The 15,719-nt window shown below is 64.6% G+C and carries 13 protein-coding genes; 2 read left to right on the plus strand and 11 right to left on the minus strand.

The genetic code is table 11. The features are described from left to right. From DTW89_RS10160 to DTW89_RS10210, 10 genes are all read right to left on the minus strand, one after another. A partial coding sequence (locus DTW89_RS10160; protein WP_147277646.1) for an NAD(P)/FAD-dependent oxidoreductase occupies positions 1 to 556 on the minus strand: 556 nt, incomplete at its 3' end. A gap of 127 nt (positions 557 to 683) precedes the next feature. Beyond that, positions 684 to 1,013, minus strand: a complete 330-nt coding sequence (gene fdxA / locus DTW89_RS10165; protein ID WP_114655855.1) for a ferredoxin FdxA — start codon at positions 1,011 to 1,013, stop codon at positions 684 to 686. Positions 1,014 to 1,117: 104 nt separating this feature from the next. Next, complete coding sequence (locus tag DTW89_RS10170; RefSeq protein WP_114655856.1) at positions 1,118 to 2,491, minus strand: sulfate adenylyltransferase subunit 1; 1,374 nt, start codon at positions 2,489 to 2,491, stop codon at positions 1,118 to 1,120. Beyond that, positions 2,491 to 3,435, minus strand: coding sequence for a sulfate adenylyltransferase subunit CysD (cysD, locus tag DTW89_RS10175; protein ID WP_114655857.1), 945 nt, complete (start codon positions 3,433 to 3,435; stop codon positions 2,491 to 2,493). Before cysD ends, DTW89_RS10170 begins: the two co-directional genes overlap by 1 nt. A gap of 176 nt (positions 3,436 to 3,611) precedes the next feature. After that, complete coding sequence (locus tag DTW89_RS10180) at positions 3,612 to 4,244, minus strand: phosphoadenosine phosphosulfate reductase domain-containing protein (protein WP_114655858.1); 633 nt, start codon at positions 4,242 to 4,244, stop codon at positions 3,612 to 3,614. Then, positions 4,241 to 4,636: a DUF934 domain-containing protein gene (locus tag DTW89_RS10185; protein WP_111868143.1), complete on the minus strand. Its 396-nt coding sequence runs from the start codon at positions 4,634 to 4,636 to the stop codon at positions 4,241 to 4,243. The genes DTW89_RS10180 and DTW89_RS10185 overlap by 4 nt, the downstream gene beginning before the upstream one ends. A gap of 12 nt (positions 4,637 to 4,648) precedes the next feature. After that, the gene (locus tag DTW89_RS10190; protein ID WP_114655859.1) at positions 4,649 to 6,442 is read right to left on the minus strand and encodes a nitrite/sulfite reductase; all 1,794 of its coding nucleotides are present in this window, start codon (positions 6,440 to 6,442) and stop codon (positions 4,649 to 4,651) included. Positions 6,443 to 6,457: 15 nt separating this feature from the next. Further along, on the minus strand, positions 6,458 to 7,261 hold the full coding sequence (locus DTW89_RS10195) for a sulfite exporter TauE/SafE family protein (RefSeq protein WP_114655860.1): 804 nt from the start codon (positions 7,259 to 7,261) through the stop codon (positions 6,458 to 6,460). A 244-nt stretch (positions 7,262 to 7,505) separates the two neighbouring features. After that, complete coding sequence (mnmC, locus tag DTW89_RS10200; RefSeq protein ID WP_114655861.1) at positions 7,506 to 9,449, minus strand: FAD-dependent 5-carboxymethylaminomethyl-2-thiouridine(34) oxidoreductase MnmC; 1,944 nt, start codon at positions 9,447 to 9,449, stop codon at positions 7,506 to 7,508. Positions 9,450 to 9,801: 352 nt separating this feature from the next. Continuing rightward, positions 9,802 to 10,074 (minus strand): oxidative damage protection protein, encoded by a 273-nt coding sequence (locus DTW89_RS10210; protein ID WP_005799545.1) that lies wholly within the window; start codon positions 10,072 to 10,074, stop codon positions 9,802 to 9,804. 155 nt (positions 10,075 to 10,229) lie between these two features. On the opposite strand from DTW89_RS10210, the gene DTW89_RS10215 reads away from it, so the two are divergent. Further along, a complete protein-coding gene (locus DTW89_RS10215) occupies positions 10,230 to 11,252 on the plus strand; it encodes a sulfate ABC transporter substrate-binding protein (protein ID WP_024815257.1) in 1,023 nt (340 codons plus the stop codon). Positions 11,253 to 11,501: 249 nt separating this feature from the next. On the opposite strand, the gene DTW89_RS10220 is transcribed toward DTW89_RS10215, so the two are convergent. After that, positions 11,502 to 12,575, minus strand: a complete 1,074-nt coding sequence (locus DTW89_RS10220) for an AI-2E family transporter (protein ID WP_114655862.1) — start codon at positions 12,573 to 12,575, stop codon at positions 11,502 to 11,504. Positions 12,576 to 12,821: 246 nt separating this feature from the next. On the opposite strand from DTW89_RS10220, the gene DTW89_RS10225 reads away from it, so the two are divergent. Beyond that, the gene (locus tag DTW89_RS10225; RefSeq protein ID WP_114655863.1) at positions 12,822 to 15,698 is read left to right on the plus strand and encodes a 2-oxoglutarate dehydrogenase E1 component; all 2,877 of its coding nucleotides are present in this window, start codon (positions 12,822 to 12,824) and stop codon (positions 15,696 to 15,698) included. Positions 15,699 to 15,719 lie beyond the last annotated feature (21 nt).

The raw sequence follows: 15,719 nt of genomic DNA on the forward strand, positions 1-15,719 counted from the left end.
GCAGTGTGGTGCGGGCGGGGCGTCGTGCCTCGGGGGCGGTGGCGCAGGCAATGGCTTGCTGCACGGCGGGTTCATCGCCGCCGTGCACCACCACGCGCTGGCCGGCAAGGTGCGTGTCTTCGTCCAGACGGTAGCGCAACTGGCTGCCCTCATAAGCATCCAGGCCGGGCAGCTTGAGGGCGCGCGGCATGAAGGCACCCACGCCAGCGGCGATGAACACGGTGCGCGCCAGCAACTGGGTGCCCTGCGCGGTGCCGACGAGGAAGCCGCCGCCCGGCTGGGCTTGCACGGTGCTCACCTGCTGGTTGAGGTGGAGGGTGGGGGCAAAGGGCTCGATCTGCGCAAGTAGCTGCTGCACCAGTTCGTTTCCGGTGCAGACCTGGATGGCGGGAATGTCGTAGATGGGTTTGTCGCCGTACAGCTCGGCGCACTGGCCGCCGGGGTGGGGCAGCGCGTCGACAACGTGGGCGCGCAGGCCGTGCAGGCCCAGCTGGAACACCTGAAAAAGCCCGACAGGCCCCGCGCCGATGACGACTGCATCGGCTTCTTGAATCATGCCAACGCAACCACGCACGCAGCGCTTGACACTGGCGCAGTCCCAAGCCAGTGCCACCGTGGAACCGGCTTCGCCGGGCCACGGGCGGTGTCCCCCTTGGGGGATGACGCGAAGCGGCTCAGGGGGGTCACTTGATCAGGTCGTTGACCTTGCCAGGCTTGCCGTTCCACTCGTCGGCGTCGGGCAGGGCGGGCTTGCGCTTTGTGATGCTCTTCCAGCCGTCGGCAAAGGCCAGGTCGGCGTTGAGCTTGATGAACGCGAGCTGGTCTGCCGGCAGGTCTTCTTCGGCAAAGATGGCATTGGCTGGGCACTCGGGGATGCACACGGCGCAGTCGATGCACTCATCGGGATCGATGACGAGCATGTTCGGGCCTTCGCGGAAGCAGTCCACGGGGCACACGTCCACACAATCGGTGTACTTGCACTTGATGCAGTTTTCGGAAACGACGTGGGTCATGGCAGGAATTGTGTGGGTCGGTGAAAACCCTTTATTTTAGAAGCTTTCACCGACGAGATTAGAGGGGCCTTGCGGCCAGTATGGGTTCAGTGGGTTGATGCAGGTCAGTTGACCAGCACAGCTCCGGCTGTTTTGTGGCTCGCGGTGTCCACCAGGATCAGTGAGCCGAGCACACGCGCTTTGCTGAATGCGGCCGCGGGAATGGCCTCTTGCAGCACGAGCTGAACATGGCCGATGGCGTTGGGGTCGAGTTGCGTGGCGGCTTCTTCGGCCAGCGTGTTGATGTTGAGCTTGTGCACCACGGCTTTCACCTTGGCCTTGACCCAGCGGTGGCCGTGCAGCGCCCAGTACACGCGGCCTGCCACCAGGGGCTCATCGTCCATCCAGGCGACGGTGGTGTGCAGCTCGCGGCTGGCGGGCCAGGCAGGCACGGCTGCGGGCGTGTCGCCAAAGTCGTCGTCGGCAGGCGCTGCAGCGGCGGTGGGCGTGGCCAGAATCCAGTCGCCACGGGACACGTCCACCTCGCGGTCGAGGATGATGCCGGCGCTGGTGCCTGCCGGCACGTCGCTCGCGCGGCGGGCATGGTCGAGCACCTGGGCCACGGTGGCGAGCTGGCCGCTGGGGAAGATCTGCACGGGCGTGCCAGGGGCCACGTTGCCCGAAGCCACACGGCCCCAGAACACGCGGCGGCCTTGTGATGTGTCAGACGACGAGGACGAGGATTTCTCGACCCATTGCACCGGGAAAGCCAGCGGCAGCGCCGTGTCGGCAGGCGTGTTGGGCAAGGCTTCGAGCACCTGCAGCAGCGTGGGGCCTTGGTAGCCGCACCAGCCTGCGTGGGCGTCCACCACGTTCCAGCCCTTGAGGGCTGACACGGGCACCGTGGCGCGCACGGCAATGCCGGCGGCCTGGGCAAAGGCAGCGAGTGCGCCCTGGATGTGCTTCCAGGCCAGCACCGGGTCTTGCACCGCATCGAGCTTGTTCACGGCAAACACCAGCGAGTGCACGCGCAGCAGGTGGGCCAGCAGGCTGTGGCGACGGGTTTGGGGCAGCAGGGCCAGCTCGGGGTTCTGCCAGTCGAGCTTGGTGGCATCGACCAGCACCACGACGGCGTCGGCGCTGCTGGCGGCGGTGACCATGTTGCGCGTGTACTGCTCATGGCCGGGCGCGTCGCCAATGATGAACTTGCGCGTTTCGGTGGCGAAGTAGCGGTAGGCCACGTCGATGGTGATGCCTTGCTCGCGCTCGGCGCTGAGGCCGTCGGTCAGCAGGGCCAGGTCGGTCTCGCCGCCGCGCTGCACGCCGGCCAGATGGTCTTGCAGCACCGCGCGGCTGTCCACCAGCAGGCGGCCGATCAGCGTGCTCTTGCCATCATCCACGCTGCCGCAGGTGATGAACTTGAGGGCGGAAATATGGTCATTTTGGCCTGCAGCGCTTGTCTGGTAAGCGGTAGCTGCTATCGAATTATTAGTGGTCATCAGAAATACCCGTCCTTCTTGCGCTTTTCCATCGAGGCGTCGCTGGTCTTGTCGTCCATGCGCGTGGCGCCGCGCTCGCTCACGTCGGCGGCCAGGGTCTCGATCACGATGTCTGCGGCCGTGGCGGCGGGGCTTTCCACCGGGCAGGTGCAGGTGATGTCGCCCACGGTGCGAAAGCGCACTTGGCGCGTCTCGACGGTTTCGCCGTCACGCGGCGGGGTCAGTTCGGTCACGGGCACGAGCAGGCCCTTGCATTCGACCACCTGGCGCTGGTGGGTGTAGTAGAGCGAGGGCAGGGCAATCTGCTCGCGGTCGATGTACTGCCACACGTCGAGTTCGGTCCAGTTGCTGATGGGGAACACGCGAAAGTGCTCACCGGGCTGCAGGCGGGTGTTGAACAGCGTCCACAACTCGGGGCGCTGGGCTTTGGGCTGCCACTGGCCAAAGCTGTCGCGGTGGCTGAAGATGCGTTCCTTGGCGCGGGCCTTTTCCTCGTCGCGGCGGGCGCCGCCGATGAGCGCGTCGAAGCGGAATTCCTCGATGGCCTCCAAGAGCGTGACCGACTGGTGCACGTTGCGCGATTCGCCCGGGTGCGCCAGGCGCACGGTGCCGCGCGCCATCGAATCCTCGACGCTGCGCACGATGAGTTCGGCGCCCAGTTCCTTGGCGCGGAAGTCGCGAAAGTCCGTCACCTCGGGGAAGTTGTGGCCCGTGTCGATCATCAGCAGCGGGTAGGGAATGCCGCCGCCGCTGGCCTTGGTGCCAAAGGCCTTTTCGGCGCACTTGAGCATGACCAGCGAATCCTTGCCGCCCGAGAACAGCAGGGCGGGGCGTTCGAAAGCGGCGGCCACCTCGCGCAGGATGAAGATGGTTTCTTCTTCCAGCGCGTCGAGGTGGCGGTTGCTGAGGTGGCTCAGCGTGGAGGTGTCGATGCGGGCGTTCATGGGTGAATGTGCTCAGTGGTTCGGTTCAATGTCCGGGACGTATGCAACTGGCGCAGTCCAGGCGAGGGCAGCCACGCAAGGGCCGCCTCGTCGCGCTGGCTGCGTCCCCCTGCCCGCATGGCGCAGCCATGCGAGAGCGGGGGGAAGGCGCGAAGCGACTCAGGGGGGTGGTCATTTCAATGCGCCAGGTGCAGGCCGCACTCGCGGTTGTCTTCGCCCTTGGTCGGGTCCACGTAGTCGAAGTTGTTGGGCAGGCCGTGCTTCACGCAGTATTCGTGCAGGTCTTTGGACGACCAGTGCAGCAGCGGGGCGACCTTGATCAGGCCATCGGGGTTGATGCTGACGGGGTCCATCTGTGCGCGCACGGCGGTGTCGGTGGCGCGCAGCGCGGTGAACCAGACTTGCGGTGCGGTCTCGCGCAGGGCGCGGGCAAAGGGCTCGAGCTTCACCTCGGCGGTGAAGGCGGCGTGGCGTGGATCATGAAGCGCAGGCGTTGCGCCCTCCACGGCCTCGCGGTGCGCGCGGGAGCGGCGTGGCAGGTAGATCTTGAGGTTCAGCCCCAGTTGCTTCGTCACCTCGTCGGCGAAGCGGTAGGTGGCTTCAGTGTTGTAGCCGTTGTCCATCCAGACCACGGGAACCTCGGGTTTGGCGCGCGTCACCAGGTGCAGGATCACGGCCTCGAACGGGCGAAAATTGGTGGTGACGATGGTGGGCTGGCCCAGGCCCACGGCCCACTCCACCAGAGCCGACGCATCGCGGCCCCAGCGGGCATTGACCTGCGCCAGGTCGAGCTCGCGCACCGCGCTCATGCTGCCTCCCGTGCGAAGAGCGGGCGCGGTTCCAGCGCATCGCCCTGGTAGAAGGCGCTGTAGCGTGCAAACTGGCGCTCGGCGGCCGCTAGGTTCTGGCCCTCGGCCAGCACGGCGCTCGTGAAGCCGCTGCGCGCCATCTGCACCAGCTGGTCGATCAGCACATCGCCCGTGGCGCGGAGGTCGCCCGCAAAGCCATGGCGGCGGCGCAGCAGCACGGCCTGGCTGAACGCGCGGCCGTCGGTGAACTTGGGAAAGTGCAGCTCGATGCGCTCCACGCCCTGCAGCGCGCCGCTGGCGACGATGTCGGTCAGCTCGGCGTCGTTGGCGATCTGCAAGGTTTTTTCGGTTTCAGCGCTTGTGGGTAAAGCGCTGGCAGCTATTATTTTCATAGTGATCTGGATTTATTCGGTGATGGCTTCTTCTTGCGCCTGCTTGGGGTGGCGCGCGCCGTTGGCGGCGTCCTTGAACGGGTCGTGGCCGATGCGGCGCAGCGCATCAATGAAGAACTCGCCAGGCTTGCGCAGTGCGCGGAAGGTGGTGAGCACGGCCTCGATCACGTCGGGCACTTCCGAGGCAGTGAACGAGGGGCCGACCACCTTGCCCGCCAGGGCCGGGCCAGACAGGCGCGTGCCGTCGGCACCGCCCAGCGTGATCTGGTACCACTCCTTGCCGTCCTTGTCGACACCGAGGATGCCGATGTGCCCGCTGTGGTGGTGGCCGCAGCTGTTGATGCAGCCGCTCATGTGCAGGTCGATGGGCCCCAGGTCAAAGACTTCGTCGAGGTCCTGGTAGCGCTCGGTGATGGCCGCGGCAATGGGCAGGCTGCGTGCATTGGCCAGCGAGCAGAAGTCGCCGCCGGGGCAGGCGATCATGTCGGTCAGCAGGCCGATGTTGGGCTGGGCCAGGCCCAGCTTGCGCGCGGCTTCGTACAGGGCTGGCAGGTCGCTTTCGAACACCCAGGGCAGCAGCAGGTTCTGCTTGTGCGTCAGGCGCGCCTCGCCCGCGCTGAACTGGTCGGCCAGCTGTGCCAGCGCGCCCATCGTGTCGGCGTCGGCATCGCCGGGTGCAAAGCCCACGCGCTTGAACGACAGCGTCACGGCGCGCATGCCGGGCAGGCGGTGGCCGGTGACGTTTTGCTGAAGCCAGCGCTGGTAGAGCTGGCCGTCGGTCTTGACGCTGCTGGGCAGGTTGGCGGGTTTCAACTCGGGAACCACAAAGTTGGCTTGCACGCGGTCCAGTTCGGCCTGGGTGATGGTGTGCGGGGCGCCGTCCTGCTCCACGATGGCCTTGTACTCGGCCTCCACTGCGTCGATGAATTGCTGGCCCTCGGCCTTCACCAGGATCTTGATGCGCGCCTTCCACTTGTTGTCACGGCGGCCGTAGCCGTTGTAGACGCGGATCACGGCCTCGATGTAGTTGAGCAGCTGGTTCCAGGGCAGAAACTCGCGCACCACGGCGCCGATGATGGGCGTTCGGCCCATGCCACCGCCCACCTTGACGGTAAAGCCCACTTCGCCCGCACTGTTCTTGAGCGCCTGCACGCCGATGTCGTACCAGCCGGTGGCGGCGCGGTCTTCGGCGGAGCCGTTGAACGCGATCTTGAACTTGCGCGGCAGGAACGCGAACTCGGGGTGCAGCGTGCTCCACTGGCGTGCGATCTCGGCGAAGGGGCGCGTATCGACGATGCCGTCCTCCGCGATGCCTTCATACGCCTCGGTGGTGATGTTGCGGATGGTGTTGCCGCTGGTCTGGATGCCATGCATGCCCACGCTGGCCAGCAGGTCCATCACGTCGGCGGCCTTGGTGATGGGGATCCAGTTGAACTGCACGTTGGTGCGCGTGGTGAAGTGCCCGTAGCCGTATTGGAGTGGCGCTGCGTGCAGTGTCAGGCCGGGCTGGGCGGCCTGCAGTTCGTCCTGCGTGGCCTGGGCATGGGCCAGCAGCTCGGGTGTGGGCTTGTCGTAGTCGCGGGCGATGCGGGCCAGCATGCGCAGTTGCGTGCTGCTGATTTCACCGTAGGGCACGGCAATGCGGGCCATGGGGGCGTAGCGCTGGATGTACCAGCCGTTTTGCAGGCGCAGCGGCAAAAGCTGTTCGTCGGTCAGCTCGCCGCGCTGCCAGCGCTCGAGCTGGTCGCGGAACTGCTGGGCGCGCAGTTGGACGAATTGCTTGTCGAAGTGTGTGTATTGGTACATGGGGCAATGAGCCTCTTAAATCAAAACAAGTTTGGCGCCCGCCCAGGCGAGCAGCACGGAAAGGGCCGAGCGGATCAGGCGCTCGGGGGTGCGGGAAACCAGGCGCGAGCCCAGCCAGATGCCGGGCAGCGAACCGGCCAGCAGTTGCAGCAGCAGCGGCCAATCGACGGAGCCCAGCGAAGCGTGGCCGAGGCCCGCCACCAGTGTCAGCGGCACGGCGTAGGCGATGTCGGCGGCGATGATACGCGGCAGTGGCAGGTGCGGAAACACCAGCAGCAGCACGGTGACCCCAATGGCCCCCGCGCCCACCGAGGTGAAGGTGACTAGCGTGCCAATCACCGCGCCCAGCAACACCGGCAGGCTCCAGTGGCGGGGCTCTGCCGCATTGGCGGCATTGGCGTGGCGCGCAGCCACCTCGGCGGCTTGGCGCTGGGGCGAAAACGCCAGCACCTTGTAGGCCGTGGCAGCGGCCGTAAGCAGCAGGGCAATGCCCAGCGTGCTGGTCATGAGGTGCTGGACCTGTTCGGTGGCCGGCCCCATGCGGTGCAGCAGCCACAGTGCTGCCAGTGCCGCCGGAATGCTGCCCGCGCACAGCAGGCCCACCACGCGCCACGGCACCAGGCGCTGGCGCGCCATGCTCACGGTGCCGCCCATCTTGGTGAAAGCGGCAAACAGCAGGTCGGTGCCAATGGCCAGGTGGGGCTTGACCCCAAAGAAGAAGATGAGCACGGGCGTCATCAGCGAGCCGCCGCCCACGCCGGTCAAGCCCACAATCAGCCCAACGGCAAAGCCCGCAAAAACAAACGCGAAATCATGCATGGCTGCGAATGTAGAGGCCCGGCATATGAAAACAAACGATTGTTTCGTGCTGCCCTTATGCGAATAAGCTTATGCACAAGCTGTGACGCGGGTTGCGAGGGTTTGATGCAGCTGCGCGCTTCGCTCCTGCCGACCCAGGCCAGCAGCCATCACGCCATGGCCGCACCGCCGCGCAGGTGGGGTTCCCCTTACCGCGCGCAGCGCGATAGAAAGGGGAAATGCGCGAAGCGCCACGGGCGCCTGGTTATTTCTCCAGCCGCTCTGTGCCCATGGCGCGTGCCAGGCGCGCATCCACTGGCAGCGGCTCTGCATTCACCAGCGCGGCCAGCAGTTCACCGCACAGCACGGCCCGCGTGAGCCCGCGCGCGCCCATGGCGGTGCAGACCCACAGGCCGGGCAGGGTCTGGGCATCGACAGGGCCGACGATGGGCAGGCGGTCGGTCGAGGTGCAGCGCACGCTGGCCCAGGCGCGCACGGCTGCGGCATCCGAAGAGGGCGATGCGCCGGCAAACGCCGCCTGCAGGGTGGGCGCCGCGCCGGGCAGCAATTCCTGCAGGCGCCGCCAGTTGGTGGCATGGCCCGCAGCCACTTCGGCGCAAGTCAGCGGCAAGGCGTCCACATCCCGTTCAAAGGTGGAACCCATGTGCCAGGCCTGGCCCGCTTCTCGCGGAACATGGGCAACCAGGCCGCCATTTCCGTTGACCGGAAAAGGAGGCAGGGCAGCAGCCCCCGCGTCTTGCCAACCCCACGACAACTGACCGCGCACGGACTGCAGTGGAAGGGTGGGCGCAAATGAGGCTGCAAGCAACGCATTGCAGGCCGGGCCTGCAGCCAGCACCACGCATTCAGCCTCGGCAATGGTGTGGCCATGGTCATCCAGTGCCTGCCATATTCCGGTGGCGGCGCTGTCCCCGGTGGTGGCGCTGTCGGTCGCCGGGCTGCGCTGCAGCCGCGCTACCGATTTGCGGGGGCACCACTCGATGCCGGGCTGCGCCAGCAATGCGCGGACCAGGCGCGCGGGTTGCACCCAGCCCGCTTTCGCATGCCAGCAGGCAGAGGTGTTTAGCGCCAGACCGGCGGCTTGCAGGGTGGGCGCGGTGGCTGCCTGGCTCCAGTCGGCGCCCGGGCTTTGTTCCCAGCCTGCGGGCAGGCCCGGGTTCTGCTCGGGCCGGCGTTCCAGCACGCCGCAAGGGTTCCAGTCCACGCCATCCTGCAACAACGCCTTCGACTGTTGCAGCATGGCGCGCACGCCGCTGCGCGATACGCGCGAGAAAACGTTGTCGTCCGGGGAGAGATGCGGGGCGAACAGACCCACCGGCAGTCCGGAGGCCCCCGCCGCCGGTGCATCGCCCATGTCCAGCACCTGCACCTGCCAGCCGCGCCGCGCCAGGCTGGCTGCCGTGGCGGCGCCCGCCAGACCTGCGCCGATCACCAGGCAGCGGGCCGGTGCAGCGTGCACGGGGCGGGTAGGGGAGGTGCGCGAAGTGCGTGGCTCCCACCGAGGATCGAAGGTGGCTTGCAGGTTGTCGCGCTTGGGCGGAACGCCCGGCACCTTCTCTACATTGAAGCCGCATTGCGTGAGCGCATCGCGCACTGCGCGCGCAATGGTCCAGGTGGCCAGGCGCGTGCCCCGGCGGCCGCAGCGCGCCACGGCCTTGAGCGTGCGCAGGTTCCACAGTTCTGGATTGCGCTGCGGGCTGAATCCGTCCAGATAGACCGAATCCACGGTCCATTCCTGCTGGCGCAGCACCGTTTGCGCGTCGCCAATGCAGAGTGTCAGCAGCACGCGCCCGCCATCAAAGGTGAGGCGGTGCACGCCCGGCAACAGCCCCCAGAACTGGTCGTGCAATTCCTGGGCCAGCGGCGCAAGTTCCGGGTGGGCCGAGGCAGCGCGCAGCAGGTCTTCCGCGCTCACAGGCCAGGCTTCGGTGGACACGAAGTGCAGCATGCGCGGGCGCCGGGGGTCGGCCCGCCAGGCGGCCCAGGTGACGAGAAAGTTCAGACCGAAGCCGAAGCCTGTTTCCAGGATGCGCCACTGTGCGGCGTCTGCCCAGGCGGCGGGCAGGCCGCAGCCGTGCAGGAACACCTGCCGGGCCTGATCGAGCCCTCCGTTCTCACTGTGGTAACGGTCACCAAAACGGGGGCTGAACGGGGTTCCGTCCGCAAGCCAGTCAACGCGCTCGGGCATCGGAGGTCCTGGGTGGGAAATTCATGAAACAAAGGGGAAGGTGTGACCGGGCCAGTGTGGGCGCGGTGCTTTGTGCCGGTGGTAGTCGCAGCAGGCGGTTGCCCGAAGGCCGCGCCGTCCGCCCAAAGCAGGCGTTGGGGCCCGGCAATGCTGCGCATCGGCTGGTGCGCAGCTGTCAGCGGCATGGCTGGATGGCACGCCCCGGGGCAATCCGTCAGACCGCTTGGTAAGGCGCTGCCTTGTCAGAACCGCACTGCGTTACGCGCTGGGCGGAACGTATCCCGCTGCGGCGTCTGCGCCGCTGCCAAAGAAATGGTTTTGACGAACCCACTTTTTGCAGCGCTGCACTGCGTTACGCGCTGGGCGGGACGTATCCCGCTGCGGCGTCTGCGCCGCCACCAAAAAAGTGGTTTTCCATCTGTCGGGCGAGGTATTGGCGGGCGCGGGCGTCGGCCAGGTTCAGGCGGTTTTCGTTGACGAGCATGGTCTGGTGCTTGATCCAGTCCGCCCACGCCTGTTTGCTCACGTTTTCCCAGATGCGTTTACCCAGTTCGCCAGGGTAGGGAGGAAAGTCGAGACCTTCGGCTTCCTTGCCGAGCTTGATGCATTGAACGGTGCGTGCCATGGGATTTCCTTGTGTGATGTGTGAGCAAAAAGGGTTGCTCAGATGATTTGGATATAAAGAACTGAAATCTTAGTCGTTCCAGTTTTGAAGATGGCCTTCCAGAATGCGTTTCATCGGTGTTTTGCACCGCAACCCATTCATAAAAGAGGCTTTCAATGAACTTTCGCCGCAACTTTATCAAGTTTCCCTTCGCCGTCGCCCTGGCTGGCAGTTTGGCCCTGACAGCATTGCCGTCGTTTGCACAGTCTGTGACGCTGCTCAATGTGTCATACGACCCCACCCGGGAGTTGTATGTGGAATTCAACCAGGCCTTTGCCAAATATTGGAAGGGCAAGACCGGCCAGGACGTGACCATCAAGCAAAGCCACGGCGGCTCGGGCAAGCAGGCGCGCTCCATCATCGACGGGCTGGACGCCGATGTGGCCACCCTGGCGCTGGCGGGCGACACCGATGCACTGCACAACAATGGCGGCTGGGTTCCGAAAGACTGGCAAAAGCGTCTGCCGCACAACAGCTCGCCCTACACCTCCACCATCGTGCTGGTGGTGCGCCAGGGCAACCCAAAGGGCATCAAGGACTGGGATGACCTGGTGCGCGCCGATGTGAAAGTGATCACCCCCAACCCCAAGACTTCGGGCGGTGCGCGCTGGAACTACCTTGCGGCGTGGGAATTCGCCAAGCGCAAGTTCGGCAGCGATGCACAGGCCAAGGATTTTGTTGCCGAGCTGTACGGCAACGTGCCCGTGCTCGACACCGGCGCGCGCGGCTCCACCATTACCTTTGCACAGCGCAACCAGGGCGACGTGCTGATCGCCTGGGAAAACGAGGCCTACCTGCTCGAAAAGGAATTTGGCACCAAGTTCGATGTGATTGCGCCCTCGATTTCCATCCTGGCCGAGCCCGCCGTCACCGTGGTGGACAAGAACGTGGACAAGAAGGGCACGCGCGCCGTGGCCGAGGAATATCTGAAGTTCCTCTACACCGAAGAGGGCCAGGACATCGCCGGCAAGAATTTCTACCGCCCGGCCGTGTCCGATAAGGCCAAGGCCAAGTACGCCAAACAGTTCCCCAAGCTGAACCTGTTCACTATTGATGCCGCTTTTGGTGGCTGGAACAAGGCGGCCAAGGACCACTTTGCGGACAACGCGAGCTTCGACCAGATCTATTCGCGCAAGTAAGCCGCCGCCCCATGACTCCCCGGTCGGCCTGGCCGCAGGTGCCACGGCTGGGCACGGCGCTGTGGTGCGAACGAGTTGAGGATATTAAGCGAAAAAGGCCTTTAGCCCTTGTCGGTAAAGCGGTAGAAGCTATAAAAATAATAGCAATTCGTAGCGCTGATCAATGGCTGCGCGCAAAACGCCTCTGCATCCAGTTGCTTCGTATTAAACGGCCAAGTCCGTAACGCGGCCGGGCGCGCGAGGCGCCGCTCAGAGTTTCATACCTGGCGGGTTGGCTGGTGGGTGCGGGGGGGCAAAGAGGTCCCAGCTGGCGATGAACAAGGCGGCAATCGCGGGGCCGATGACAAACCCGGTCAGCCCGAACAGGGCCATTCCGCCCAGCGTGGAGATCAGCACCACATAGTCGGGCATCTTGGTGTCCTTGCCCACGAGAATGGGGCGCAGCACGTTGTCCACCAACCCGATCACGCCTATCCCATACAAAGTAAGTACCACACCCTGCCAGACGGCACCGGTGGCCAGAAAGTACAGTGCCACGGGCCCCCAGACAAGGCCTGCACCCACGGCGGGCAGCAGCGACAAAAAGGCCATGGCCACGCCCCAGAGCACGGGGCCCTGGATGCCCAGAATCCAGAAAATCAGGCCACCCAGCGCCCCTTGCGAAGCCGCCACCACGATGTTGCCCTTGACGGTAGCCCGAATGACGGTGGTGAACTTGCCGGCCAGCTGGTGCTTGTGCTCCGCGTCAAGCGGTATTGCGTGGCCAATGCGTGTCGCCAGTGCGGCGCCGTCGCGCAGCAGAAAGAACAGCAGATACAGCATGACGCCAAAACCCACCACGAATTCCAGCGTGTTCTGTCCTATGTTCAGCGCCTTGGTCGCAACGAACTGGCTGGCCTGCACTGCGAAGGAAGACAGTTTCTCCTGCATGTCGCCCAGGGTGGTGAGGTTGAAACGGTCCAGCAGGCTGGCGGCCCAGGCGGGCAGGGCGGCAATGATCTGCTGCAGATACTGGCCAAAGTTCAGCTGGCCGGATTTCAGGCGGTCGTAAATGCCGGTGGCTTCCTGGGCCAGGTTCACGGTGATCAGTGTCATGGGCAAAATGACAATCACCAGGCACAGCGACAAAGTGGCAAGTGCCGCCAGATTGGGGCTCTTGGGCATGCGCCGCAGCAGCTTGCGGTGCAGGGGCGCAAAAAGGATGGCCAGCACCAGTCCCCAGAAAACGGCTCCATTGAACTGCCACAGGATGGCCCCGAAAGCGACTGTTACCAGTATCAGGAGAATCAGGAACACGCGGTTCTGAAAGGGTGAGGGTGGCATGGAGGTGCAATGGCAGATGGAATGCCCGCACTGTACGCGAGTGGATGAACCGCACCCGGCCAGGGTGCCTGCGGGTGGGTCACCCCGGGGGGGCCGACTGGAGCCCCTGGCGGTTCGATGGCACAATACCGCTCGTACAAAGGCCCTTCCCCAGCCACAGTCGCATCCGCAAATCGGTCCAGCCGTGTCGCGGAAGGTTTCTCAACCAGCTAATGCTTCCCCAAGGGAAGCGGAGGTCAGCGGAATATGAGCGATACGACATCCGTCTATCAAGCCTACCAAGGCAACACCTACCTCTTCGGCGGCAATGCGCCGTATGTCGAAGAGATGTATGAAAACTACCTTGCCAATCCTGGCAGCGTGCCCGACACATGGCGCGAGTACTTTGATGCACTACAGCACGTACCCGCTGTGGATGGATCCAATGCCAAGGACGTTCCGCACCTTCCCGTGGTCAACGCGTTCGCTGAACGCGCCAAGGCTGGCGGTACCAAAGTTGTGGTTGCAAGCGCTGACGCCGAAATGGGCCGCAAGCGCACCGCCGTTCAGCAGCTTATTGCCGCCTACCGCAATGTGGGCCAGCGCTGGGCTGATCTGGACCCCCTCAAGCGCACTGAGCGCCCCAACATTCCTGAACTGGAGCCCTCGTTCTACGGCTTCAGCGACGCCGACCAGGAAACCGTGTTCGACACCAGCAACACGTTCTTCGGCAAGGACAAGATGTCCCTGCGCGAGCTGCTGAACGCGCTGCGCGAAACCTACTGCGGCACCCTGGGCGCCGAGTACATGTACACCTCTGACCAGGCGCAAAAGCGCTGGTGGCAACAGAAGCTGGAAAGCATCCGTTCCAAGCCTAACTTTGGCGCCGAAAAGAAGCGCCACATTCTGGATCGCCTGACGGCCGCCGAAGGTCTGGAGCGCTATCTGCACACCAAATACGTGGGGCAAAAGCGCTTCTCGCTGGAAGGTGGCGAGAGCTTCATCGCCGCCATGGACGAGCTGATCCAGCAAGCCGGCGCCAAGGGTGTGCAGGAAATCGTGATCGGCATGGCCCACCGCGGCCGCCTGAACGTGCTGGTGAACACTCTGGGCAAGATGCCCAAGGACCTGTTTGCCGAGTTTGATCACACAGCCCCTGAAGACCTGCCAGCGGGTGACGTGAAGTACCACCAGGGCTTCAGCTCGGATGTGTCCACCCCCGGCGGCCCAGTGCACCTGTCGCTGGCGTTCAACCCATCCCATCTGGAAATCGTGAACCCCGTGGTGGAAGGCTCGGTGCGTGCCCGTATGGACCGCCGTGGCGACACCGAAGGCAAGCAAGTGCTGCCCGTGCTGGTGCACGGCGACGCCGCTTTTGGCGGCCAAGGTGTGAACCAGGAAACCCTGTGCCTGGCGCAAACCCGTGGCTATACCACCGGCGGTACCGTCCACATCATCATCAACAACCAGATCGGTTTCACCACCTCTGACCCGCGCGACATGCGCTCCAGCACGTTCTGTACCGACATCGTGAAGATGGTCGAGTCGCCCGTGTTGCACGTCAATGGCGATGATCCAGAAGCCGTGGTGCTGGCCACCCAGCTGGCCCTGGAGTTCCGCATGGAATTCCGCCAGGACGTGGTGGTGGACATCACCTGCTTCCGCAAGCTGGGCCACAACGAGCAGGACACTCCTGCTTTGACCCAGCCGCTGATGTACAAGAAGATTGCCCAGCATCCCGGCACGCGCAAGCTGTACGCCGACAAGCTGGCTGCTCAAGGCCTGGGTGAGACTCTGGGCGATGAGATGGCCAAGGCCTACCGGGCCGCCTTGGACGCTGGCAAGCACACCGTGGATCCTGTGCTGACCAACTTCAAGAGCAAGTACGCAGTGGACTGGTCGCCCTTCCTGGGCAAGAAGTGGACGGACGCTGGTGACACCGCCATTCCTCTGACCGAGTGGAAGCGCCTGGCCGAGAAGATCACCACGATCCCCGAGACCGTTACCCCACACCAGCTGGTGAAGAAGGTATACGACGACCGCGCGGCCATGGGCCGTGGCGAGGTCAATGTGGACTGGGGCATGGGCGAAACCATGGCCTTTGCCTCGCTGGTGGCCAGCGGCTACCCCGTGCGCCTGTCTGGCGAAGACTCGGGCCGTGGCACGTTCACGCACCGCCACGCCGTGATTCACGACCAAAAGCGTGAGAAGTGGGACACCGGCACTTACGTGCCCCTGCAAAACGTGGCCGAGAACCAGGCGCCGTTTGTCGTGATCGACTCCATCCTGTCGGAAGAGGCAGTGCTGGGCTTTGAGTACGGCTACGCAGGCTCTGATCCCAACAGCCTCGTGATCTGGGAAGCCCAGTTCGGCGACTTCGCCAACGGCGCCCAGGTGGTGATCGACCAGTTCATCGCCTCTGGCGAAGTGAAGTGGGGCCGTGCCAACGGCTTGACCCTGATGCTGCCCCACGGCTATGAAGGCCAAGGTCCTGAGCATAGCTCGGCCCGCGTGGAGCGCTTCATGCAGCTGGCCGCTGACGCCAACATGCAGCTCGTGCAGCCCACCACGGCCAGCCAGATCTTCCATGTGCTTCGCCGCCAGATGGTGCGTGACCTGCGCAAGCCGCTGATCATCTTCACGCCCAAGTCGCTGCTGCGCAACAAGGATGCCACCTCGCCGCTGTCCGAGTTCACCAAGGGCAACTTCCAGACGGTGATTCCCGAGCAGAACGAGGCCATCGACAAGAAGGCCGACAAGGTCAAGCGCGTGATTGCCTGCTCTGGCAAGGTCTATTACGACCTGGTGAAGAAGCGCACCGAGAATGAGGCCAACGACGTGGCGATCATCCGCGTCGAGCAGGTCTATCCGTTCCCGCACAAGGCGTTTGCCGCCGCGATCAAGAAGTACCCCAACGCCGTGGACATCGTCTGGTGCCAGGATGAGCCGCAAAACCAGGGCGCATGGTTCTTCATCCAGCACAACATCCACGAAAACATGCTCGAAGGCCAGAAGCTGGGCTACTCCGGCCGCGCGGCGTCTGCTTCGCCTGCCGTGGGTTATTCGCACCTGCACCAGGAACAGCAAAAGGCGCTGGTGGACGGCGCGTTTGCCAAGCTCAAGGGTTTTGTCCTGACCAAGTAAGGCCGGCAATCCCCCTCCAGA

Source organism: Acidovorax sp. BoFeN1 (assembly GCF_003345135.1).
In the GTDB taxonomy this organism is placed as follows: Bacteria; Pseudomonadota; Gammaproteobacteria; order Burkholderiales; family Burkholderiaceae_C; genus Acidovorax; species Acidovorax defluvii.

Bases quoted from the DNA above. Each gene is read 5' to 3' on its own strand.
- fdxA (WP_114655855.1), bottom strand. From the start codon at position 1,013: ATGACCCACGTCGTTTCCGAAAACTGCATCAAGTGCAAGTACACCGAT.
- DTW89_RS10170 (WP_114655856.1), bottom strand. From the start codon at position 2,491: ATGACCACTAATAATTCGATAGCAGCTACCGCTTACCAGACAAGCGCT.
- cysD (WP_114655857.1), bottom strand. From the start codon at position 3,435: ATGAACGCCCGCATCGACACCTCCACGCTGAGCCACCTCAGCAACCGC.
- DTW89_RS10180 (WP_114655858.1), bottom strand. From the start codon at position 4,244: ATGAGCGCGGTGCGCGAGCTCGACCTGGCGCAGGTCAATGCCCGCTGG.
- DTW89_RS10185 (WP_111868143.1), bottom strand. From the start codon at position 4,636: ATGAAAATAATAGCTGCCAGCGCTTTACCCACAAGCGCTGAAACCGAA.
- DTW89_RS10190 (WP_114655859.1), bottom strand. From the start codon at position 6,442: ATGTACCAATACACACACTTCGACAAGCAATTCGTCCAACTGCGCGCC.
- DTW89_RS10195 (WP_114655860.1), bottom strand. From the start codon at position 7,261: ATGCATGATTTCGCGTTTGTTTTTGCGGGCTTTGCCGTTGGGCTGATT.
- mnmC (WP_114655861.1), bottom strand. From the start codon at position 9,449: ATGCCCGAGCGCGTTGACTGGCTTGCGGACGGAACCCCGTTCAGCCCC.
- DTW89_RS10210 (WP_005799545.1), bottom strand. From the start codon at position 10,074: ATGGCACGCACCGTTCAATGCATCAAGCTCGGCAAGGAAGCCGAAGGT.
- DTW89_RS10215 (WP_024815257.1), top strand. From the start codon at position 10,230: ATGAACTTTCGCCGCAACTTTATCAAGTTTCCCTTCGCCGTCGCCCTG.
- DTW89_RS10220 (WP_114655862.1), bottom strand. From the start codon at position 12,575: ATGCCACCCTCACCCTTTCAGAACCGCGTGTTCCTGATTCTCCTGATA.
- DTW89_RS10225 (WP_114655863.1), top strand. From the start codon at position 12,822: ATGAGCGATACGACATCCGTCTATCAAGCCTACCAAGGCAACACCTAC.